Below are 23,707 nucleotides of genomic sequence, written 5' to 3' on the forward strand. Positions count from 1 at the left end.
ATCAAAACCCACCTTTAAACAAGTAATTATCTTCTGATATGACGATATTATTTTTTTCCATTAACATCTTATTGTCGGGGGTTCACTAGTTATTTTATAACTATAAACATAATCTTAATATAAATCTCATAAATCTATCAAAACAATTAGTTTTTCTGAGTGGCAATGCATTCTATTTCGATGCTTGCATTTCTTGGTAATGACTTTATCTCAACTGTACTGCGTGCCGGAAAGCGGTTTTTGAAATAATGATTATATATCTTATTTACTGTTTCAAACTGTTTCATATCAGTAATGAATATGGTGGTTTTGACAATATGATCAAAATCGGAATGATTGTCCTTGAGAATAGTTTTTAAGTTTTCAAAAATCTGTACTATTTGTTCTTCAAAACCTTCTTTTAAGCGGTTTGTTTTTGGATCTATTCCTATCTGGCCCGATACAAACACTAAATTTTCATAGCTGGTTGAATGGCTGTAGGGACCTATGGCTTTTGGTAAATCCGTATGTTTTACTGCTACAATCTGTTTATTTGTACTGCATGACAACAATGTCAGGGCTAAGAAAAGTAATATAAATCTGTGCATTTTAATTCATTTAATATTAAAAAAGAGGTTAGCTTTTTAGACTAACCTCATACTATAATTATCCTATTTTTTGATGAAGTTTAATAATTCGGTATTAAATTTATCCAACTCTTCGATGAACAAGGCATGACCGCTTTTTTCAAAAGGAACTAAAGTTGAGTTTTTAAGCAAAATATTCATTTGTTCCGCAAGATCATAAGAACAGATTTTATCTAACTTACCGTGTAAGATTAAAGTAGGAATTGTTATTTTCTTCAAATCATTACGCAAATCGCTATCTCTCAGAGTTTTTAATCCTTCAGCCATTGCATAAGGTGATGCCTGAGCCTGAATGCCTCCCAACCAAGCGCCATGACCTTGAGAAACGCTGGTCTCATTGGCTGGAAATATCTTACCGAATGTAGCAAATAATTCTGGACGGTTAGTGTTGTTCAGATTGATCAAACCATTAACATCTTCTTTAGTCCACAGGCCATAATTAAAGTCTGCACGTTTTGTCCAGATCGGTGCTGCCGCTCCAAATAATGCCATCTTGGAAACGTGGGCAGCATTGTATTTGGCCACATAGTGAATCACTGTAGCGCCACCCATGGAAAATCCGCCGATAGTCGCATTTTTAATATTCAATTTGTCCAAAACAACCTTGATATCATCTGCAAATACATCATAATTATATTTGCCTCCCGGCTTATCAGATAACCCGAATCCTCTTAAGGTGATACCAATCACACGATATCCTTTTTGAATAAAATCGGCATACTGATATTCGTACATGGCATCACTCAAGGGCCATCCGTGGATCAAGACAATAGGTTCTCCCTCACCAAGGTCGGTCACATGTAGTTTCACATTTTTCTCTACTTCAATATATTCTTCTCTGCCATAAGATGCAGGCGTTCTCTTCGTTTGTGATAAAACTGTATTTGAAATTAATGTTGTAAATAATACGACTGCTAAAATTAAATTTTTCATGTTTCTTTAAATATTTATTATTGTTGTTATTTTGACACTACAAAGTTGCTCTTATTCCTCAGGCCTTCCAATGGACGGCTTTCGCTTTGAATTGTACTTTTTGCCTCTCTTGATTTCTATTCTTTTATAAATGATAGGATATCCTCGTTGATGACATCGGCATTAATAGTGGGCATTCCGTGGGAGAAGCCCGGATATATGATCAGCTTGCTGTTTTTCAAAAGCTCAGCGGCTTTAACAGCTGTGGTTGCATAAGGCACAATTTGATCATCGTCACCATGCAATACCAACACAGGTATTTCTACACTTTTTAGATCTTCAGTAAAATCGGTCTCCGAAAATACTTTGATACAATCATACTGCGCCTTGATACCACCCATCATTCCCTGTCTCCACCAGTTGTCCTGTATTCCTTTTTTAATAACCGCATCTTCCCTATTGTAACCATAGAACGGAACTGTAAGATCCTGGTAGAACTGTTGTCTGTTATGACGTGTATTATGGCGGATATCGTCAAAAACTGCAAGTGGCACCCCTTCCGGATTATTGGTATCAGCAATCATATAAGGTGTAATTGCGCTGATCAAAACCACTTTGGATACCCGGTCTTTTCCGTTTTGGGCGGCATACCTGATCGCCTCGCCACCACCTGTTGAATGCCCTACATGGATAACATCCCTTAGATCCAGGAACTCTACCAGTTCTGCAACATCAGCTGCATAAGTATCCATGTCATTTCCCTTATAGGTTTGAGTGGATCTTCCGTGACCTCTTCTATCATGGGAGATTACTCTAAATCCTTTTTCAAGGAAAAACATCATCTGAGCATCCCAGTCATCGGATGATAATGGCCATCCATGGTGAAAAAATATCGGCTGTCCTTCACCTAAATCTTTGAAATAAATTTCTGTTCCGTCTTTTACTGTAAACTTGTTCATGTCTTTATTATTTAATGTTGTTTTATTTTGACATTGCAAAGTTGGGGTAAATTCAGGGGCCTATCAATGGATGGTTTTCGCTTTGAATTGCACTTTTTCCCCCGACGAAGGTTATTTGGTGTTAGATAGCATTATCTACAGTTCGAAAGGGTATAATAATGCAAAAAGCACAACCCAACAGGTTGTGCTTTTTGCATTATTTGATAACGCTCTATTTAAACTGTTTTCTAAAGTTCGTTGGTGATATTCCGGTATGTTTTGTGAAAAAACGGACAAAGTACGCATCGTCCTCATAATTCAGGCTGTAGGCAACTTCTTTCACATTCATGGTGGTATGTGCTAAAAGGCGCTTGCTTTCCAGAATTATCCGGTTTTTTATAATATCATTTGGCGTTTCTTTACTGACCATGCTTATTTTTTTGCTGAGGTTCTTTGGTGTAATACAGAGCATGTCAGCATAGTCGGCCACAGTGTGATGCGTTTTAAAATGCTGTTCAACCAATTTGCTGAATTTCCGCAAAAACTGTACGTCAGCCTGTTGCACGCTGTCAGATAATTGGTGCTGTTGCTTCCAGATCCTTGTCGATTTTAATATAATCAGTTTTAACAATGTTCTCAGCATCTCTTCAGTACTAGAATCTTCGTTCCCCAGTTCGGACTGAATATCGCTTATGATCTTTTGGATCTCAACAGACTGCTCTTCGTTTAAACTGATAAAAGGAATCTCAAATACATTATTGTATAAAATACCATCGCAGGCAACTTCATGATCGTGAATTTCTACACAATAAAAATCTTTGTTAAAATGCATCAGCTGTCCACCTATAGTTTCACAGGGCTTTAAAATCACATGTGGATTAATAAACAATAAGGCATCGGTTTTCATGGCTATCTCCTGAAAGTCGACCTGGATGATTGCATTTTTTGGGATAAACAGGACTTTAATATGCTCGTGTATTTTATTCAGGGAATCGTTCTGAGCCGAGGTTTTGCTGAATTCCAGCTTACCAAATTTCTTATATGAAAATTCTTTTATCATTTAATGATTTAAAAGATTATTATGTAGATATCTTTAGTCAAAAACTCTGCTGTAAAAATAGATAATAAAATATCAAAAATGCGATAGTATTTCGTGTTTACTCAACAATGCAAGATGTTTTAGTTTACATCCAGCCAATTAATGGACATTAAATAGATTATTTCACTGTAACATTGCTCATTTACACACCATTGACCAGGTACTATTACCTTTTGCATACAAGTAATGGTTTATCTTTTTTTACAATATAGGTAGCAAGTTCGGAAGCTCTAACCTTGCCAATATTTTTTGCGAAATGATTTTTTCGTGTCGGAACGAAAAGTACTTCATCTACTGTCAGGATAATAGTTTTTTTGCCTTCCAACTGATATATTTAAATATAGCTTCTAGCACTTATACGAAGGAATATAATACCGTAACTATACAAACTGGAAAAAGTATTACTGCAAAAGATTACAGTAATACTAAAAAAAATACATAATATTCAGACCTATGTATTCTGCCGGCAAATAAGATTTCTCAATATTGCCATTTTATTTTTCTTTGATACACTAAATATTGTTCAGGAGTATTTCATTTTTACATTACTTTTTCCCAAAAATTCAATAATTTATCACAGGCGGTATCGATTAAATTAAAGCTATTGGGAATTTCATCCCACTTACTCCAATAGGTAACCAACCGAGTTCCTATGGGTGTTGCATCAAGCTGTTCTCTCACATATGCTGAATAATCGTAGTATAAATCTCTATCATGAATAATTGTATCATCAATTGAGCATGACGTATCTATATTTTCATAAAAAGAATTAAAAAAATAGAATGCTTCGTACTCTAAAAAGGAGATTTCTTTTATGTTTAAATTAATAAAATCAACATTAGATATATTATGTTTATCGGCTATTTTTTTTGATATTTTAGTTAGGGATGCCCTTTGTTCAACTCCGTAGAATATCCCATCTGTAGAAGCTGCCCCTACGAGACAAAATTTACCTGCTCCGGATCCTATATCCAAAACTTTTCTATCGGTATCATCAACTAAGTATTTAGCAGCCATCTTAGCAACATCAACAGGAGTCCAATGACGTTGTGACAAAGCTTTTATATGTTCTGGATAGATCTCATTAAAAGTATTATCATCAATATCCATATTTAATTTAAGGTATTCAAAAATCATCCTATCATTTCGTTATACTCTTCACAGGTTAAGAATTTATTTTTACCAATCACGGGTAAATAAAACAAAATCCAACAATTAAAAAAATTGATACAATCGGATTAAGCTATTTTACATTAATAAAAGGAAGAGCCACTATTATTGCTTTAGTCGGTTTATTTCTAATATTAATAAAAATTTCATTTCCTGCAGCTGAATTTTCAACGGAGATGTATCCCATCCCAATTGCTTTCTTAAGGGTTGGTGACATTGTTCCGGAAGTAACTGTTCCTATGATCTCATGGCTCTCATTCCAAATTTCGTAGCCATGACGAGGAATTCCTTTATCAGCCATTTCAAACCCTACCAACTTTTTGGATACTCCTTTTTCTTTTTGGATTTTTAAAAATCCACTATGAACAAAGTCTTTATTAAATTTAGTAATCCAGCCTAGTCCAGCTTCTAAAGGAGAAGTATAATCATCAATATCATTCCCATACAAACAGTAGCCCATTTCCAAACGTAATGTATCTCTGGCTCCTAAACCTATAGGTTCTATTCCTTCTTCTTTTCCTGCTTCAAAAAGAGCTCCCCATACATGGGCAGCATATTTATTTTCCATGTATATTTCAAATCCTCCTGCCCCTGTATATCCTGTGGAAGATACTAAAGCATTAGGAACACGAGCCAGTTCACCGATGGTAAAGGTATAATATTCCATGTCTTTTAAACTGATATCTGTCAATTTTTGTAAAACCTTCTCTGCTTTTGGTCCCTGAACCGCCAATAATGAAATAGAATCTGAAATATTGCTAACTTGTGCATCAAAGGAATTCTGTCCATGAATCCAGTTCAGGTCTTTTTTTATATTTGATGCATTAACGACCAATAAGTAGTCATCCTTACTGATCATATATACTAAAAGATCATCAATTATTCCTCCGGTATCATTAGGCATACAACTGTACTGTACTTTTCCCGGAAAAAGTTTTGCTGCATCATTGGAAGTAATTTTCTGGATTAATGACAAGGCTTCTTTTCCCTGTATCAGAATTTCCCCCATATGAGAGACATCAAATACTCCCACATTATTTCTTACAATTTCATGTTCATGGTTTATACCCCTGTATTGAACAGGCATTTCATAGCCTGCAAAATCGACCATTTTTGCTCCAAGCAGATGATGCGTTGCATTAAATGCTGTTTTCTTAATTTTTACTGTTTCCATCCTGTTATAAACCAATTAAGGAAACATATGATTCAGCTTTCAAGAGTCCCTCTGAATCAGACATATTATTAATCTTTATTTTAATCATCCATCCCTCTCCATAAGGGTCAGAATTTACAAATTCAGGATTTGATTCCAATTTCGGATTGATTTCTAGTACTTCACCTGCGAGCGGCAAAAAAAGATCTGATACTGTTTTCACTGCTTCAACTGTCCCAAATATAGCATGTTGTTGTAAATTCTCTCCAAGAGTTTCAATTTCAACATATACAATATCCCCCAATTCACGTTGTGCAAAATCAGTTATTCCAATATATGCAATATCATTTTCTATTTTCACCCATTCATGGTCTTCAGTATACAAAAGGTTTTTAGGAATTTCCATTTCTATTTGCTCTTTATTTTAATTGATTTTTTTTTGAATAGGCCCCCCTTCTATAATTTTATTACTGGCAAAAGATTCAAACTCTTTAAAGTTCTCCGTAAATTGATTAGCTAGATGTAGGGCTTTTTTATCATATTGAGATGGGTCTGCCCAAGTATTTTTAGGATTCAGGATTTCAGAAGGAACACCTTCACACTGTACAGGCATTTGAAGACCAAAAACAGCATCACTTATAAAACTTACATTTTCGAATTTGTTTTCTAATGCTGCAGTAATCATAGCTCTCGTGTAAGACAGTTTTATACGTTCTCCTACTCCGTAAGAGCCTCCTGACCAACCTGTATTAATCAACCAAACGTTTACATTATTTTCATTCAGCTTTTTCCCTAAAAGTTCAGCGTATTTTGTAGGATGAAGGGGAAGAAAAGGTTTTCCGAAGCATGCTGAAAATGTGGTCTGTGGTTCAGTAATTCCATCTTCGGTTCCGGCTACTTTTGCCGTATATCCCGAAATAAAATGATACATCGCCTGCCCAGTTGTTAGTTTTGAAATCGGAGGCAGTACACCAAAAGCATCACAGGTCAAAAAGAAAATATTATTGGGAATACCTCCAACAGAAGGATGGATTGCATTATCAATAAAGTCGATCGGATAAGCAGCTCTGGTGTTTTCAGTGACAGAAGTATCATCATAATTAACAATGTCTGTTCCCTCAAAAAACCGTACATTTTCAAGCAAAGTACCTGGACGAATCGCAGCGAAAATCTGAGGTTCTTTCTCTTGACTTAAATTCACACATTTAGCATAACATCCCCCTTCAAAATTAAAAACATTGTCGTTATCCCATCCATGCTCATCATCTCCTATTAATTTTCTGGCCGGATCTGCTGAAAGTGTCGTTTTTCCTGTTCCGGAAAGTCCAAAAAACACAGAGGTATCTCCATCCTGGCCAACATTGGCTGAACAGTGCATTGATAAGACTTGTTTCTCATGTGGAAGAATATAATTCAATACCGTAAAAATGCCTTTTTTAATTTCACCGGTGTATGCACTTCCTCCGATAAGAATGATTTTTTTTGTGAAATTGATAATCGTAAAATTATGCTGACGGGTTTTATCAGTTTCAGGAACAGCTTTGAAACTTGGTACTGCAAGGATGAGCCATTCGTGTTTAAATACTTCAAGCTCTTTTTCATTAAGCCTTAAAAATAAGTTGTTGGCAAATAAGCTTTGCCATGGATTTTCAGTAATAACCCTGATATTTAAACGATATTCAGGTTTTGCACAAGCATAAACATCTTTAACATAAATTTCACTTTCTGAAAGATGAGCAACTACACGATTATATAATCGGTCGAAATCTTCAGGCAAAAACGGATGATTTACTTCTCCCCACCAAATCGAGTTTTGGGTATTTTCATCTAAGACTACATATTTATCTTTTGGGGAACGCCCCGTAAACTCACCAGTATCACAAGCCAGTGCCCCTGATTCTGTTGTAATACCCTGCCCTTTTCTTAAGGTTTGCGAAATTAACTGGGCTTCTGATAGATTCCAAAAGATCTCTTTTGAGTATAAAATTCCGATTTCCTTTAAACTTTCTAAATGATTCATTTCAAGATCACCTTTTTACTTTCAGGCAAAAGTAGTCTCTTTGTGAACAAAATTTAATGATCTATCTTTTTGTAAAATTTGATTTAAGTCAAAATTTTAGGTAATCAAAATAACGTACTTTAATAAGAATTTTTCACTATTTTAATCTCGAATTATTACCAATGGTACATCTACAAAAAGATCTTACAAAAACGGGATTCAGTATTAATCCGTTAAGCTATATTATCAAAAAGAGACAAGGAAAATCAGATTTTAATACATTAGAATATTTTTGTATTCTATTTGTACTTGATGACCTTACCATTACTATTGAAGATCAAACTTATTATATAAAAGGAAACAGTGTTGTTTTTATGGGACCTCATAAGACGCTCTCATTTAATGATTATAAAAGACAAGAAATCTATATGGTTTCTTTTTCCTCTCTTTTTTATGAACACTATTCTAATAACTCCGTTTGTTTATATTCAATCTTATTTTTTAATTCAAGAAGGAATATTTTTATTTTTCCATATGCTCATGCATCCAAAAACATAATAAGATATTCATTGATAGACCGACTTTACAATTTTCAAAATAAAAATAAAAAACTCTTTATTTCTGCAGTTTATACAACAATTGAATCCCTAATTCTTGATGCATCATTAGCTCTCAATAATAGAATAAACAATACAGCTGGAACCTCAGAAAACAGTACTGATATTTTAACTTCTTTCAATATGAAAATTAGCCAAAATTAGCTTTCAAAGGAGCAAATTCATCTTAATTTTCTTTTTAGCACATAATATCTATATAATATTCTATCGTACCGGATGACGAAAAAAAGTACGCCTACAGAAAACAATAATGTTTTTAAACGAAAGGCTTCGTGAATAAAACCACCTATTACACCTCCCAAAAAAAAGCATAGTACAATCACAACTTTCAGCATAATACTTTTTCTTAGTTGGTTGTATACAATTCCGTTACGATAAAAAAATAATTTTGATATTTCTATCCCTAAGTCAGTAAAAATACCCGTAAGATGTGTCGTTCTTACAACTGACTGTGATATTCTTGTTACCAAAGAATTCTGCAATCCCATTGCAAAAAGCAAAAGGCAGGCAATTGTATTCGGGCTGATTGTTATTTTAAAATCCGCTGATAGCGCTATGAAGCTTAAAATGAAAATTTCTATTAATAAAGGAATGAAATGAGATTGTAGTTTTCTGAAACCAGATACAAATTCTACCAGAAGGCTCGAACAGAAAGCTCCTAGCAAAAAACATCCAATAAACAAAAGGTAGACAACAGCTGCATAATAATCTTTCAGCACTACTTCTTCAGAAAAAAAAGCAAAATGCCCAGTAATATTCGTTGTTAATATTTTAATTGATAATACTCCAACAATATTAACTGTCCCTGCAACAAATGAAAGAAGTGATGCTAATTTAAGATTATGAAAATAAGTTCTGTTTTTTCCTCTATGTCTAAACATATCTACCTTAATTTCAACAGTTACAATAAATACTTCAATATCTGTTACAGGATTCTCTCAAAAAAATCTTAAACTTTCATTTTATTTAATGAATTCTGTTTTGAAAACTTCATCGTAATTATGAACACAGTTGTTTACAAATCCCTGCTCTGCCATCCATTTGTCACTATACACTTTGGTAATGTATCTTGACCCATGATCAGGATATATTAAAACAATGATATCGTTTTCAGAAAACTCATGAGATTGTGCGTATTGCATTAATGCCTGAGTAACTGCTCCTGTAGTATAACCTCCCATAATCGCTTCTTTTAAAGCTATTTCGCGGGTTCTGTAAGCAGACATTTCATCGTTTACTCTTACAAATTCATCTATTTTATCAAAAAGCAGGGCAGAAGGAATTAAATTTTTTCCCATTCCTTCGATCTGATAAGGGTGAACATCTTCTTTATGAATCTCACCTGTCTCATGATAGCTTTTGAGAATAGAACCGTCGGCATCAACACCGATCACCTTGATATCAGGATTTTTCTCTTTCAAGAATTTTGCTGATCCCGATAAAGTTCCACCAGTTCCAGTGCAGGCAAAAAGGTGAGTGATCTTACCTCCTGTCTGCTCCCAAATTTCAGGTCCGGTAGTTTGGTAATGGGCATCAATATTTAGCTCATTAAAATACTGATTGATGTAAACTGAATTTGGTGTTTCTGAAGCGATTCTTTTAGCAACTTCATAATAAGATCTTGGATCATCTGCTGGAACATTGGCAGGACATATATAAACTGTAGCTCCAAGTGCTTTCAGATAAGCTATTTTTTCCGGCTTTGTCTTATCACTTACAGCAAGTATACATTTATATCCTTTAATGATGCAGACCATTGCAATAGAAAAACCTGTATTTCCGGAAGTAGTTTCTACAACTACAGAATCTTCTTTTAATAAGCCTTTTTTCTCAGCGTTTTCTATAATGTGAAGTGCAATTCTATCTTTAGTGGAATGTCCAGGATTATATGATTCTAACTTGGCATAAACGGTTGCAGGAATATCTTTTGTAACAGTATTAAGCTTCACCATAGGAGTGTTTCCTATTAGGCCAAGGATATTATCGTAAACATTACTCATTATTTGTTATTTTCAATAAAAAACAACTGGATAAATAAAAGATTAAAAAAATTTAGCTATATCAGTATGTATATGAAGAGTACATGTTTATTATTTATCCAGTATATTTGAAAAGTCGTTATATAATAATTTATCTCTAGATTCTTCATTATATTTGGTTCATTTCTTAAAAAAGACTTTCTTTCCCATTTCAAGAGCAATTTTCTTACTTTTGCAAAAATAATCTGTTTAGAAAGAAAACTTGGTGATTTAAGTAGGCTTAAAATGTGATTTAGGTTAAATTTTGAGTTCTTTTTCAATATTTAAGAAGTAAAAAATTATGATTTCAAAATTTATTTTTAATAATCAATATCTTTTTAACGAGCTTCCTGAGTATGATAAAAATTTACTCGTCACTGCGATGAAAAGTAAAAACTACCGTAATCATGAAGCTATATTTACAGACGGTACAAAACCCACCGGTATTTACTATTTAAATGAAGGTAAAATAAAGAAGTACAAGGTAGATAATGATGGCAGAGAGCAAATTATTTACATTTACAGTTCGGGGGAATTTTTCGGATATTCTGCTATTTTAAGTAATGAGACTTATGGAGATACCACATTAACCCTTGAAAATTCTGTAATCTCATTTATTTCAAAAGAGGATTTCTTACACATCCTTGATCAGTCATCAGTTTTTTCAAGACTATTACTAAAGTCCCTTAGTCACGAGTTTAGTGTCATGGCCAACCTCATGGCTGTATTATCACATCGAACCGTTAGAGAACGGGCCGCTCTCAGCTTATTGATCCTTCATGATAAATATACATCTAACGAGTCCAAGGAAAATGTTTTTATCACGCTATCCCGAATTGATCTAGCCAATATGGTGGGAACTGCAAGAGAAACATTAGCCCGTATTCTCAATGATTTCAAGCAGGAAAAACTAATCAAAATTGAAGGACGTAAAATTCGTTTAATCAATATTGAACAATTAGTCCGTATTGCCAATTTTTAAAAGACTATCTGCTTTTAGTATTATTTAAGCCATCAACGAAAAGAGATTTACCCTATTTTTGAAATAAAATTTGGTAACTATATAGATTTTACTTTACATTTTTTTACCCAATCGCCTAGTCAAGGTAACAAATAGCCAAAAGGCGCCACTTGTTTTAAGTAGCGCCTTTTTCAATACACATCTTAATAGGAGTTTAATCTTGATTATTATAACCAGAAAAGATTTTATTTGAATCTCAGGTTTAATGAAATAATATCTGATTTCATTCCAACAGATTTTGTATAATGTCCATATCTGATTTCCAGCATATTCAGCCTTTCCACTCCAAATAAACCATTTTTCGGACTGATTCTGATTCCTGCTCCATAAAAGTGACTGTCAAATTTTGAAAGATCGTAATTACTCGTATAAAAGTCATCAAAAGCAGTATGCTGCTGATAAGGCGCAAAATATTTAGCTGCTGTCTGAGAATAATATCTGTAAAACGGACTTACCGAAACAAAAGGCGAAATTTTCACCGGTGTTTCCAGGCTGAATGTATTGGACTTCAACCCCCAATCGTCGGTATAATAACGATAATACGCTCTCAGAATAACTTTATCCCCCAGGAAATAATTCGCTCTTACCCCCAAAGGAATTTTAAATCGTTTATCAGGCAAAGCTTCCTGATGAACTGAATTGTCCGCAAAGTAAACACGATGGAAAGGCAAACTTAAATATCCTGTCTGCTGAACTCCATCCGCCAAAAATTCAACCTGAAAATTCTGGTTAATGATCTGTGAATAAGACAGGGACAGTGCAAAAGTATTTCTTCCGCTGGTTCCGTAGTTTTCGTGTTCCCCTCCTGTGCTTCCATTTGTTCTAAGCTCAATCGGGGCAATCAGTTTTACCTGATCGAGATAAGCCTGAAATTTCGCTGTAAACTCTCCCATTCTATTTTTTGTTTTTTGCGAAAAGCCGATATTGGCGCCATAAGACTGATAATCAAACTCTGTTGAAAACGAAACTCCAGCCATTAAAGTGGTTCCCTTCGTATCATTTTCCCAACTCCAGCTAAGAGCAGGATAAATTCTATTGTCTGCACGGGAAGCGGATGAATTGGCCTTTAAATCTATCATATCGGAAGAAGCAGATGTATAATGATCTATCCCCACGCTGAAATTAAATTTATTTTTTCTGGCTTTTTTATCATATTTTACCATTGTTACATCAATGGTATTAGAAATGTCAGTTAATTTTTCTGTTCCTATTCCGCCCGTAACCGCCGAGTTATTTCCATCCTGCTTATAATAACTGGACACCAAATTAGCTTCATCAAAACTAAGCTTTTTAGGCTGTTCATTATTTGAGTTTTCCTGTGCTTTTGCGTTGAAAATTCCGAAAAGAGCGAAAATGCTTATTATAATTTTTTTCATTTTAAATCACACTTAAATTTTACTTTAATTACAACCGCATCCGCCTCCTACTTTCCCTGCATTAGCTCCCGAAGAACCTTCTCTGTAAGATTGAAAGCTGAGTTCTGTTTTTTCAATGGTTCTGTTTCCCAACACCATTTCAGCATCATTAAGTTTATTTTTTTCATATTCTTTTACGGTTGTGCAAGAATGCATCGAACCAACCAGGAAAATAAAAAAGCCTGTTATTATTATTTTTATAAAATTTTTCATTTGACTTGAATTTGTTTTAGTTATAAAATGAAATCTAACTTCATTTTAAATTAATATTTTGAGAGGAATATATATTGTCCTGATCATCAATAATGATACATTCCAGATGATTGATCTGGTTTACCATATTAAGTGACGCATCAATTCCCATAATGCTTACAGGAGTTGCCATTGCATCAGCAATTTCTGCATTAGGACAAAAGATGGTAACACTTTTCACCCCCGAAACAGGCATCCCTGTTTTTGGATTAATGGTATGAGAATATTTTTTACCGTTGATGATCACAAATTTTTCATAATTCCCAGATGTTGCTACCGCCATATCAGTAATATTCATGTAAGAAAATGGTTTTCCGGCGTTATCAGGATCAGCAATTCCAACCGTCCATGGTTTTCCGTCCGCCTGATTTCCCCAGGCTGTTAAATCACCTGATGCATTTACAATTCCTGATTCTACACCTCTGTTCTGAAGAAGTCTTTTTGCCATTTCCGCTGCATAACCTTTCCCAATTCCCCCAAAACCTATTCTCATTCCTTTTTCTTTTAGGAAAACTGTTTGATTGTGATGGTCAAGAATGATGTTATGATAATTAACCAATTTCAGATGTTTTTTGATCAGTTCAGGATCAGGAAGCTGTTGCATCTGCCGGTCAAAATTCCAGAAGCTTTTGTCGATTCCACCGTAAGAAATATCAAAATATCCGTCTGTAATTTTACTGATTCTCAAACTTCTTTCAATTAAACCAAAGATTTCCCCATCTACTTTCACAGGCTTTATCCCTGCGTTTTTATTGATAAGATGGGTTTGGCTTTCGTCGTTGAAAGTAGTTAAAAGTCTTTCAATCCTCCGAATTTCGTCAATAGCTGCATCAATATGCTGATTAGCCAAATTTTCATTGTCACTTACAACGGTAATTTCAAAAGCGTTCCCCATTAATTTCTGAAGTCTTTTGAATTCTCTCAACATATGATCTTATTTATTTTGGTTTTCTTTAATATCCCGTACTTCTTTGGTGAAAGCTAAAGCATTTTCAGATGGAAGCCCTTCCCAGCTTTTCAAAACCTTTCCCTCCGAATTCAACAAAAGTGTATAAGGAAAAAGTCCTTTCGGATTATATTGTTCAGCAAGCACTGCATTTTCTTTTTTCAATTCCGGAGAAAGCTGATTCTTTTTGTTTCTTGGAAAATCTGCATTGATGTAAACGGCGATATTTTCTGTTTCCAGCTTTTTAAATTCATCGGTTTCAATAATATTCTTATGAAGTTTGATGCATGGAATACACCAATCTGAACCTGAAAAGTTCAGTAAAATAAGTTCTTTATTTTGGGACGCCAGTTTTTTGGCACTTTCCAAACGACTCTGCGCATGAATGCCAAAAGCGAATACAACCATTAATATGGCTGAAAATAGTGTTTTCATTATTTAATTTTTATAATGATTTTAGAGAATAATGATGTTGTTTGATTGCAGATCAATCAAATTAAATAGATTATATGGACAAAGATTTCGGTGGTTCCCAGACGGATCCTGTAAATCCTTTGTAACAAAAATCTTCATCTTTTGAAGGAATTTTATGAGATTGTAATGGCCTGAAACTTTCAGCCTTTGCTTCAAAATAAAAGCCTGGGTGAATCGTGAATATCAAAGTTAATGGGGCAGAATGAATTACAAACGGCAGTTTCTGATCTTTACCATAGTCTCCGTCTTTAATGGGATTTTCATAATGAGTTTTCAGAAACGCTGTAAGAGACATTTCCGGATTCAACTTTTTGTGTTCCCAATAATGTTCTATCAAAGTCGGAATTTTCAACAGCTGATATACTTCAGTTGTTGAAATTAAATACAGTGACAATAACAGTATGGAAATCAATTTTTTCACAAATCAAAATTATAAAATATTTTATTTAAGAATGACTATTTTTTTATTTCCTTTCCAAAAGCCTTTTTAGAAGCTTATAGATCTCAAACCACAGCACAGAAACTGCAGCAGTAAGGAATGTTAATCCTAATTCTTTTACTGTAAGAGGCGCTACACTAAAGAATCCTGATACCGGCTTTACATATAGAATAACAAACAATAATACAAGAACCAACGCGGAAATTCCTGCTAATAAATAATTACGATTTTTAAAACTTTCAAAAATACTGTAATAGAAAGATCGATTTACCAAACTCAGTAAAATATTCGCAAATATTAAAGTACTGAACACCAAAGCTCTTGTTGTAGGCTCATCATTCCCCAGGTGAACAGAATATTGATACATCCATAATATTCCTGCTGTGATAACCAATCCCTGAATAATACTTACCATAAGCTCTCCCCAGTTCAGAAATGTATCTGTAAGCACTCTTGGAGGTCTTTGCATTGCATCTTTTTCAATAGGCTCATTTTCATATACAATAGAACAGGTAGGTCCCATTACCAGTTCAAGAAAAATAACGTGAACCGGGGTAAATATGTGAGGGAATACCCATCCCAGGAATAAAGGCAAAGAAACTGTAAGGATAATGGGAATATGAATAGAAATAATATATTGAACAGCTTTTTTGATATTGGCATAAATTCTCCTTCCCGCAGCAATTCCTACTACCAGCTTTTCAAGATCATCATTCGTAATGACGAGTGCTGCTGCTGATTTGGCAATTTCGGTTCCTTTATTTCCCATTGCGACTCCTATATGGGCCGCTTTTAATGCAGGTCCGTCGTTCACTCCATCTCCCAACATGGCCACTACGTTACCCTGTGCTTTCAGCGCATTCACCACTTCAAGCTTTGCTTCAGGAAACATTCTTGTAAACAGAGTCGTTTTTTCAGAAAGCTTCATTAAATCCTCTTCTGAACTTGCGGTGACCTCACTCCCATTAACTGCAGGAGCATTATTGATAATCCCGGCCTGCAATGCAATAGCCTTTGTGGTATCCGCATTATCCCCCGTAATTACCTTTACCTTAATCCCTGCATTATAAATATGCTGAAGCACTTCTTTTATTTCTTTTTTAGGAGGGTCATAAAATGCTGTCAGTCCTAAAAATTCAAAACTAAAGTCCTGCTGGTTTTCAGGGAAATTATTTCCTTCGAAATGAGATTTGGCAACTCCAAGAACCCGATATCCCTGTTCACCAAACTCTTTTACGATATTTCTGATTTTATTTTTTTCATCTTCTGAAAGCTCAGAAACAGTAAGGATTGCTTCAGGAGCACCTTTTGCCGCAATAATTCTCTCTTTTTGTTCATTTTCAAAAAGATGGGTCATCATAGGAGGTTTTCCTTCCAACGGATATTCATGAAATAACTGATAATTTTTTCTGTCGTCAGAATCCTGAGTCTGCTCATAAATCTTATGTAAGGTTATTTCCATCGGATCAAACGGAACTGGCTCACTGCTCCACATCGCATAATCAATAAGTTCATCAAGCTCTTTTGTCTTGAAATTCTCTTGTTCATAAATCGTATCAGACTTATAATCATAAAGATGCTTTAGCTGCATTGAGTTTTCGGTAATTGTTCCCGTTTTATCCGTACATATCACTGTAACACTTCCCAACGTTTCAACAATACTGCTTCGTTTGATAATAATTCCTTCCCGCATCAGCTTCCAGGCTCCCAAAGCCATAAAGGTGGTAAAAGCTACAGGAATTTCCTCAGGAAGTACAGACATTGCCAAAGTCAAACCACTTAATAAGCTGGTCACAAAGTCTTCTGTTTTAATATAGCTGAAAACACATACCGCCATAAAGATCATCAATCCAATAATCGCCATACCTTTTACAAAATTCCGGATCTGGAGCTGTAAAGGAGATATTTCTTCCTTTATCCCCAGTATAGACTGCCCTATTTTTCCTACTTTGGTTTCTTTTCCTATTTGCTCTACCTCAAAAACTGCAAGTCCGGAAACAGTAATTGTTCCGCTATATACTTTATTATCTTCTGATTTGCTGTCTTTAAAAACAGAGAAGCTCTCCCCTGTAAGTGAAGACTGATTAACGGAAAAATCATTGCTATGTACAATAGTACCATCTGCATTGATCAGATTTCCTTCTTCGGTAATACAGAGATCTCCCACAGCAATTTCAAAAGTGGGTATTTTAATAATCTTTGAATTTCTTATGACCGTACTTAAAGGCTCGTTCAATTTTTCAAGTTCTTCCAGGGCCTTTTTACTTCGGCTATCCTGATAGAAAGAGATAGCCGTAACTCCTATTATCGCAACCAACATAAATAAAGCCTCACCATAGTCACCTATGATTACATAGATAAGTGAAACACATATCAATAAAATAAGCATGGGTTCTTTCAGAATATCAATAAGCATATCTGCCCATGTTTCTTTTTTAACCGCTTCCAGCCGGTTATATCCGTATTTTTTTCGGGAAGCTTCCACTTCCGCTTCTGTAAGACCTTTGAGATTTTCAGGGATATTGTAATTCATGTGAAATGGATGTAGTATTAAAATTACTGAATGTTTTTGTCATAACAGAACAATATTGATGATTTTAATTATTAATTGATCTCCTTTTTAACCTGAATCACCCATTTTTCTATTTCCGATTTATCCGTAGAAGATAATTTTGCATTATGATGGATTATTGTATACGAACTAAGTGGCATTTCTCCCTCTTTAACGGTTTCGACAATTTCATCTAATTTCTTCAATTTTTTTTCTTTAGTATAGGTATTAAATTCATCAAAATTCAAATGCCTCTTCCCTGAATTGACGTGATCTGCCAACCACCATTTTACCGGCTGTATATTACTATACCAGGGATATGCCGTATTATTAGAATGACAATCGTAACAGCTTGTTTTTAATAAGCCCTGTACGTGGGATGACACCTGATAATGTTTTTCAATTGCATTTTCAGAAGGAGTGGCTGATATATTCTTATCAGTATCAAAAAATTGGATAACGATGAGAAACAGAACTATAAAGCCTGCTCCTATTTTTATTAAAGATGATGTTTTCATAATTTGTATTTATCTATAAGTTCTTTTATTATTCATCTGCAGTGTTCTTAAGTTTCATAAGAAGGGTATAAGCATTCTTGGTGACAATTTTCTTATTTTTAAAATCATCGGTATTAAGTATCTGTATGAACCCGTTCTCTGTTTCACCCAATGTTACAGGTGTCAGGCGGTAGGTACGTGTTTTCTCTTCCACAAAAACAAAGCTTTTTCCTTCAAAATTGACAATGCTTTCTTCAGGAACCGCATTGGAAAAAGAGGTACTTGTTTCTATTTCTGCATTCATATACATTCCCGGTACAAGGCTCTGGTCATATTTTTCAAAATGACAGTGTACTTCAGCCATACCTCCCGGGTTAACATCCTTACTGATCAGAATAATCTCTCCGTAATATTTCTTATCAGGAGCTGCATTCGTGTAGGCCGTAAACCGTTGTCCCATTTTGAGGTTTCCAAGATCTTTTTCATATACTTTAAGGTTAAGATGTATATCATCCGGATTGATGAGTTCAAAAAGGACATCCGAAGGATTTACATATTTTCCGATATTCACATTTACTTTACTCACAAACCCATTGATGCTGCTGTAAACCGGAACGCTTTTTTTAATATTCCCGGAATTCAGCGATGCTGGGTTAATATTGATAAGGCGGAGCTGCTGTGCCAGGGAGTTCATCAGGATTTTCTGGCTGTTCATTTCAGACTGGGCTTGTTGCATAACTTTATCACTGGTAGCCTGACTTTGATTAAGGGTTTTCTGACGGTTGTAGTCCAGTTCGGCAAAATGCATTTTAGACCTTGCCATTAAATAATCCTGCTGAAGCTGGATAAACTGCGGGTTTTCAATAACGGCAATCACCTGTCCTTTTGAAACCGGCTTTCCTGGCAACAGACTGCTGGATTTGAGATATCCGCCCAGTGGAATACTTACTGAAACCAGGTTTTGCGGAGGAACATCAATCATTCCATTAAGCTTTAAAAGCGAAGATATCTTCTGTAAAGAAAGGGTTGTAGTTGCTATAGGAGCATTTTTTAATTGGGCTTCAGTAAGCGTTACTACGTTTTCATCTTTGGAAGAGACTGCTGCTGGTACCGGCTCCGTTTTTCCATGGTCTTTACACTCATAAAACATGAGCAGTCCTATTATTGGCAGAGAATATGATATGATTTTAAATTTACGTTTCATTATTATGGGTTTAAAGTAAGATATTCCAATTCTATAGCACTCTGATTCAGTTTCCAGACTGCATCGGTATAACTGTTTTTTAAGGTGACTGCCTGGTTGACCAATATTACAAATTCGAGGTAGTTGATCTCTCCGGCAAGAAACTGTTTTTTAGCTGTTTCAGTGATAACATCAGCGTTTTTAAGTTCTGCGCTTTCATAGCGGGAAACAATGTCAAGATTAGCCTGATAAATCCCGGATGCTTTTTTACGCTGATTCTGCAGGTTGAATTCCATATTGGAAATATCATTTTCAGCAACAGATTCTGCAATTTTAGCAGCCTGAATTCTGGCTTTCTGTCCACCTGAAAAAACAGGAACCGAAACACCCAGCTGTACGGAATGAAATTGTGGTGCAGAGCCGTACACTTTGTCATCCGCCCCCGTTCCTTTAAAACTGTTAAGATTGTAAGCAAGCTGCAACCCCGGAAGCAGCTTAGCTTTTTCAAGAGCTGTCTGCTGTTCGGAAACTTTTTTCTGCTGCTGCAATACCTGGATTACAGGATGTGAATTAAGCTCTTCTTTAAGTCCTCCGCTAAATAACTTTTTATCTTCAGGAACAAAATCTGTTTCAGTATTCAAAAGCCATTGCAGCTGATATTTCAAAACTGAAAGCTCCTGATTCAATTGCTTCAGCTGGATTTCAATAGCAGATTTCTGGTTGGAAGCAGTTGTTTTTTCTAAAATATTACTTTCTCCTGCTTTCAGACGAATGCTTGCTTTATCTAGAAAGTCGGTATACAGCTTTAATGTTTCCTGCAGAAGCTTTTCTTTTTCTTTCCAGTAGAGAATATTATAAAAAGTAAGGCTTACGGCTTTCTTTAGCTCATATTCTTTAAGGGAAACATTCAGCAGAGACTTTTTCCATTCTTCCGTATAAAGATTCTTTTGTTTTTTATATACAGTAGGAAATGCTATATTCTGAGAAATACCGAATTTCATATCTGTCAGGGCACTGTTGATTTGGCCATAATCCATCGTAACTCCTGTCTGAGGAATATCTGATGATGATCTGATAAGTTCCTTTGAATACTCAGATTTTAATTTTTCATTTTTAATAATCCGGTTATTTTTCAAAGCTACATCAACGGCTTCCTCCAAAGTAACAGGGGTTTGGGATTTTACTTCAAGTCCAATAAAACAGAATAAAAATACCAATACGGAAGCTATATTTCTGTTTTTCATTTTTTTCATTTTGATTCCTTTTTCAATATTTACATAAAGCAATGGTAAAACAAACAGAGTAAGGAAAGTTGCCACTATTAATCCTCCGATAACAACTGTAGCCAGTGGCCGCTGTACTTCGGCTCCGGCCCCGTTACTCAATGCCATCGGGATAAAGCCCAGCGAAGCAACAAAGGCAGTCATAAGGACCGGGCGGAGACGTGATTCTCCTCCGTCAATAACAATTCTTACAATATTTCTCATTCCGCTTTTGTAAAGACGGTTAAACTCAGATATTAAAACAATTCCGTTCAGTACAGCTACTCCGAAAAGCGCAATAAATCCTACTCCGGCACTGATACTGAAAGGCATTCCTCTCAGAGCCAGAAAAAATACTCCTCCAATGATGGAAAGAGGAATTGCAGTATAAATAAGTAAGCTTTCCTTTACAGATTTAAATGCAAAAAACAGCATTACAAAAATAAGTGCAAGTGCAATAGGAACCGCAATCATGAGGCGCTGTTTGGCATTGTTGAGGTTCTCAAAAGATCCTCCATAGGTCATATAGTAACCCGTAGGGAGCTTCATTTTCTGATCTACTTTTCCCTGCAGCTCTTCAACAATGCTTTGTACATCCCTGTCCTTTATATTAAAACCTACAACAATTCTTCTTTGGGCATTTTCTCTCTGAATCTGGTTGGGACCATTCTTCACTTCCACTTTGGCAAGCTGAGACAGCGGAATCTGATTTCCAAAAGGTGTGGGAACCAAAAGATTCTTAATATCGGTAACATTTTTCCGGTCTTTGGTATCCAGGCGTACTACCATATCGAAGCGTTTTTCACCTTCAAACACCAGCCCTGTACTTTGTCCGGCAAATGCCGTATTGACAATTCTGTTAATATCTGCAACAGATAGGTGGTACTGGGCAATTAAAGGGCGGTTGTATTCTATAATTACTTGAGGCATCCCGGAAATAGGTTCGATGTAAAGATTCTGTGTTCCTTCAACAGTTTCTATAATTTCACCAAGTTTCTGAGCATTCTGGGCAAGAACATCCAGATCATCACCAAAAATTTTCACTACTACATCCTGTCTTGCTCCGGTCATCAATTCATTAAAACGCATCTGCACAGGATATTGAAAGCTGGCTGTAATTCCGGGTACTTCCTGAAGCTGTTTCCCCATTTTATCCGCTAATTCGGGAAAAGTAGAGGCAGAGGTCCATTCTTTTTTATCTTTCAGGATAACCATCATATCCGAAGCATCCATCGGCATTGGGTCTGTAGGCACTTCCCCGCTTCCGATCTTTGTAACGACCTTCTGCACCTCAGGAAATCGGGATTTGAGAATGTGTGCCGCTTTTTGGGTACTCTCAATTGTTGTGGTCAAATTACTTCCCGGAAGCACTCTTGTGTCTACGGCAAAATCTCCTTCTTCAAGGGAAGGAATAAATTCACCTCCCATTTTGGATAAAATGAAAACGGCTGTTATAAATAAGACTGCCACTACCCCAAAAACTATTTTAGGTACTCTGAGAAGTTTGAGCAAAACTGCAAGATAGATCTTCTCTACCTTTTTCATCATTCTGTCTGATAAAGTAGGTTTATTGCTTCTTTTTCTCAGCAATACCGCACTCATCATCGGAATATAGGTCAATGAAAGTAAAAATGCTCCAAGCAGTGCAAAAGCTACGGTCTGTGCCATGGGTTTGAACATTTTCCCTTCAATTCCCTGCAGGGTAAGAATTGGCAGATAAACAATCAGAATAATAATCTGTCCAAAAACAGCACTGTTCATCATCTTTCCGGCAGAATCAGTAACTAAAGCATCCATTTCTGTTTTGCCCACAGAAAATACTCTTTTGAATTTTGAATTATGGGTAAACTGATGCAGAACAGATTCCACAATAATAACTGCCCCATCAATAATAAGCCCGAAATCCAAAGCCCCAAGGCTCATAAGGTTCCCGCTGACTCCAAAAAGGTTCATCATGCAGATCGCAAACAGCATAGCCAGTGGAATTACTGAGGCTACCAAAAGCCCGGCGCGGACATTTCCTAAAAACAGGACCAGTACAAAGACTACGATCAGGGCTCCTTCAGTAAGGTTCTTTTCTACCGTTCCAATAGCATTATTTACCATTTTGGTACGATCCAGAAAGGGTTCTATGACAACTCCTTTAGGAAGTGTTTTCTGAATCTGGGTAATTTTTTCTTTTACATTTTTTATAACCTGATTACTGTTTTCACCTTTAAGCATCATCACCACAGCTCCTGAAACTTCTCCCTGGTCATTAAAGGTCATGGCTCCATAACGGGTGGCAAAACCTGGTTTCACTTCAGCAATATCTCTTATGAACAGAGGAACAGTATTTGTTTTTGTTGCAATAGAAATATTGTTGATTTCTTCAATACTTCCTACCAAGCCTTCACTTCTGATGTATAAAACGGTAGGCCCTTTTTCAATATAGGCACCTCCGGTATTCTGATTATTTGCCTGTAACGCATCAAATATATCATTGATCGTTATTCCATAGGCATTAAGCTTGTCTGGATTTACGGCAATCTCATACTGTTTCAGCTTACCGCCAAAACTGCTGACTTCCGCTACTCCCTTTACTCCCAGCAGCTGTCTTCTTACAACCCAATCCTGGATAGTACGAAGCTCTGTGATATTGTATTTTTTTTCATATCCCTTTTCAGGTCTTACGACATATTGGAAAATTTCGCCAAGTCCTGTAGAAATGGGACCAAGCTGGGGATTTCCTATTCCCTGTGGGATAACAGCCTGTACCTGCTGGAGCCTTTCAGCAACCTGCTGCCTGGCCCAGTAGATATCAACATCATCTTCAAAGACAATGGTGACCAGCGATAGTCCAAATCTGGAAAAGCTCCTGATTTCCTTTAATCCTGAAATATTATTGTTGGCCTGTTCTATAGGAAAAGTAACAAGCCGTTCTATATCTGTTGCACCAAAAGACGGGGCCATCGTAATAACCTGTACCTGATTATTAGTGATATCCGGAACAGCATCTATCGGCAACTTGGTGACCTGATAAGAACCAACTCCGATAAGCCCCAGTATCAACAATGCAATAATGAGTTTATTCTTTACAGAAAACTCAATGATTTTTGTAAGCATAAAATGATTAATTATCTTAATTATTGTAAT

Annotated in this window: 21 protein-coding genes; 2 read left to right on the top strand and 19 right to left on the bottom strand. The window is 35.7% G+C overall.

Features of this window, described 5'->3' with window-relative positions:
• Positions 1 to 146 precede the first annotated feature (146 nt).
• The 8 genes from ACWNCI_RS09060 to pckA all read right to left on the bottom strand — a co-directional run bounded on the left by ACWNCI_RS09060 (position 147) and on the right by pckA (position 7,918).
• Positions 147 to 587, bottom strand: coding sequence for a Rid family detoxifying hydrolase (locus tag ACWNCI_RS09060; protein ID WP_120231278.1), 441 nt, complete (start codon positions 585 to 587; stop codon positions 147 to 149).
• Between the two features lie 63 nt (positions 588 to 650).
• Positions 651 to 1,559, bottom strand: coding sequence for an alpha/beta fold hydrolase (locus ACWNCI_RS09065; RefSeq protein WP_120231279.1), 909 nt, complete (start codon positions 1,557 to 1,559; stop codon positions 651 to 653).
• 116 nt (positions 1,560 to 1,675) lie between these two features.
• Entirely contained in the window at positions 1,676 to 2,497 is an 822-nt protein-coding gene (locus tag ACWNCI_RS09070; RefSeq protein WP_116032918.1) for an alpha/beta fold hydrolase, read from the bottom strand.
• Between the two features lie 211 nt (positions 2,498 to 2,708).
• On the bottom strand, positions 2,709 to 3,536 hold the full coding sequence (locus ACWNCI_RS09075; protein ID WP_120231280.1) for a helix-turn-helix domain-containing protein: 828 nt from the start codon (positions 3,534 to 3,536) through the stop codon (positions 2,709 to 2,711).
• Between the two features lie 579 nt (positions 3,537 to 4,115).
• Entirely contained in the window at positions 4,116 to 4,685 is a 570-nt protein-coding gene (locus ACWNCI_RS09080) for a class I SAM-dependent methyltransferase (RefSeq protein ID WP_231128661.1), read from the bottom strand.
• Positions 4,686 to 4,818: 133 nt separating this feature from the next.
• Entirely contained in the window at positions 4,819 to 5,919 is a 1,101-nt protein-coding gene (gene gcvT / locus ACWNCI_RS09085) for a glycine cleavage system aminomethyltransferase GcvT (protein ID WP_449388062.1), read from the bottom strand.
• Between the two features lie 4 nt (positions 5,920 to 5,923).
• Complete coding sequence (gcvH, locus tag ACWNCI_RS09090) at positions 5,924 to 6,304, bottom strand: glycine cleavage system protein GcvH (RefSeq protein ID WP_153394596.1); 381 nt, start codon at positions 6,302 to 6,304, stop codon at positions 5,924 to 5,926.
• Positions 6,305 to 6,322: 18 nt separating this feature from the next.
• Positions 6,323 to 7,918 carry a phosphoenolpyruvate carboxykinase (ATP) gene (gene pckA, locus ACWNCI_RS09095; protein WP_153394598.1) on the bottom strand — a complete coding sequence of 532 codons (1,596 nt, stop codon included), beginning with the start codon at positions 7,916 to 7,918 and terminating at the stop codon, positions 6,323 to 6,325.
• 161 nt (positions 7,919 to 8,079) lie between these two features.
• Here pckA and ACWNCI_RS09100 point away from each other — a divergent pair, with 161 nt between their 5' ends.
• Entirely contained in the window at positions 8,080 to 8,658 is a 579-nt protein-coding gene (locus tag ACWNCI_RS09100; RefSeq protein ID WP_449388063.1) for a hypothetical protein, read from the top strand.
• Positions 8,659 to 8,675: 17 nt separating this feature from the next.
• On the opposite strand, the gene ACWNCI_RS09105 is transcribed toward ACWNCI_RS09100, so the two are convergent.
• Together ACWNCI_RS09105 and ACWNCI_RS09110 are read right to left on the bottom strand one after the other, a co-directional pair.
• Positions 8,676 to 9,395: a YoaK family protein gene (locus ACWNCI_RS09105; RefSeq protein ID WP_449388064.1), complete on the bottom strand. Its 720-nt coding sequence runs from the start codon at positions 9,393 to 9,395 to the stop codon at positions 8,676 to 8,678.
• Positions 9,396 to 9,476: 81 nt separating this feature from the next.
• Positions 9,477 to 10,514 (bottom strand): PLP-dependent cysteine synthase family protein, encoded by a 1,038-nt coding sequence (locus tag ACWNCI_RS09110; protein ID WP_100375721.1) that lies wholly within the window; start codon positions 10,512 to 10,514, stop codon positions 9,477 to 9,479.
• Positions 10,515 to 10,833: 319 nt separating this feature from the next.
• Here ACWNCI_RS09110 and ACWNCI_RS09115 point away from each other — a divergent pair, with 319 nt between their 5' ends.
• Positions 10,834 to 11,514: a Crp/Fnr family transcriptional regulator gene (locus ACWNCI_RS09115; protein WP_153394606.1), complete on the top strand. Its 681-nt coding sequence runs from the start codon at positions 10,834 to 10,836 to the stop codon at positions 11,512 to 11,514.
• 224 nt (positions 11,515 to 11,738) lie between these two features.
• Here ACWNCI_RS09115 and ACWNCI_RS09120 read toward each other — a convergent pair whose 3' ends face one another.
• The 9 genes from ACWNCI_RS09120 to ACWNCI_RS09160 form a co-directional block, all read right to left on the bottom strand.
• Positions 11,739 to 12,929 (bottom strand): DUF3570 domain-containing protein, encoded by a 1,191-nt coding sequence (locus ACWNCI_RS09120; protein ID WP_449388065.1) that lies wholly within the window; start codon positions 12,927 to 12,929, stop codon positions 11,739 to 11,741.
• Positions 12,930 to 12,953: 24 nt separating this feature from the next.
• On the bottom strand, positions 12,954 to 13,181 hold the full coding sequence (locus ACWNCI_RS09125) for a DUF4266 domain-containing protein (RefSeq protein WP_153394610.1): 228 nt from the start codon (positions 13,179 to 13,181) through the stop codon (positions 12,954 to 12,956).
• A 40-nt stretch (positions 13,182 to 13,221) separates the two neighbouring features.
• Positions 13,222 to 14,148, bottom strand: a complete 927-nt coding sequence (locus ACWNCI_RS09130) for an FAD:protein FMN transferase (protein WP_449388066.1) — start codon at positions 14,146 to 14,148, stop codon at positions 13,222 to 13,224.
• 6 nt (positions 14,149 to 14,154) lie between these two features.
• Complete coding sequence (locus tag ACWNCI_RS09135; RefSeq protein WP_449388067.1) at positions 14,155 to 14,601, bottom strand: thioredoxin family protein; 447 nt, start codon at positions 14,599 to 14,601, stop codon at positions 14,155 to 14,157.
• 70 nt (positions 14,602 to 14,671) lie between these two features.
• Complete coding sequence (locus ACWNCI_RS09140) at positions 14,672 to 15,061, bottom strand: hypothetical protein (protein ID WP_449388068.1); 390 nt, start codon at positions 15,059 to 15,061, stop codon at positions 14,672 to 14,674.
• Positions 15,062 to 15,104: 43 nt separating this feature from the next.
• On the bottom strand, positions 15,105 to 17,612 hold the full coding sequence (locus ACWNCI_RS09145) for a cation-translocating P-type ATPase (protein ID WP_449388069.1): 2,508 nt from the start codon (positions 17,610 to 17,612) through the stop codon (positions 15,105 to 15,107).
• Positions 17,613 to 17,683: 71 nt separating this feature from the next.
• Entirely contained in the window at positions 17,684 to 18,148 is a 465-nt protein-coding gene (locus ACWNCI_RS09150) for a heme-binding domain-containing protein (protein ID WP_153394618.1), read from the bottom strand.
• A 28-nt stretch (positions 18,149 to 18,176) separates the two neighbouring features.
• On the bottom strand, positions 18,177 to 19,331 hold the full coding sequence (locus ACWNCI_RS09155) for an efflux RND transporter periplasmic adaptor subunit (RefSeq protein ID WP_153394621.1): 1,155 nt from the start codon (positions 19,329 to 19,331) through the stop codon (positions 18,177 to 18,179).
• Between the two features lie 2 nt (positions 19,332 to 19,333).
• Positions 19,334 to 23,677 (bottom strand): CusA/CzcA family heavy metal efflux RND transporter, encoded by a 4,344-nt coding sequence (locus ACWNCI_RS09160; RefSeq protein ID WP_449388070.1) that lies wholly within the window; start codon positions 23,675 to 23,677, stop codon positions 19,334 to 19,336.
• Positions 23,678 to 23,707 lie beyond the last annotated feature (30 nt).

The sequence above is a fragment of the Chryseobacterium lineare genome (assembly GCF_977014045.1).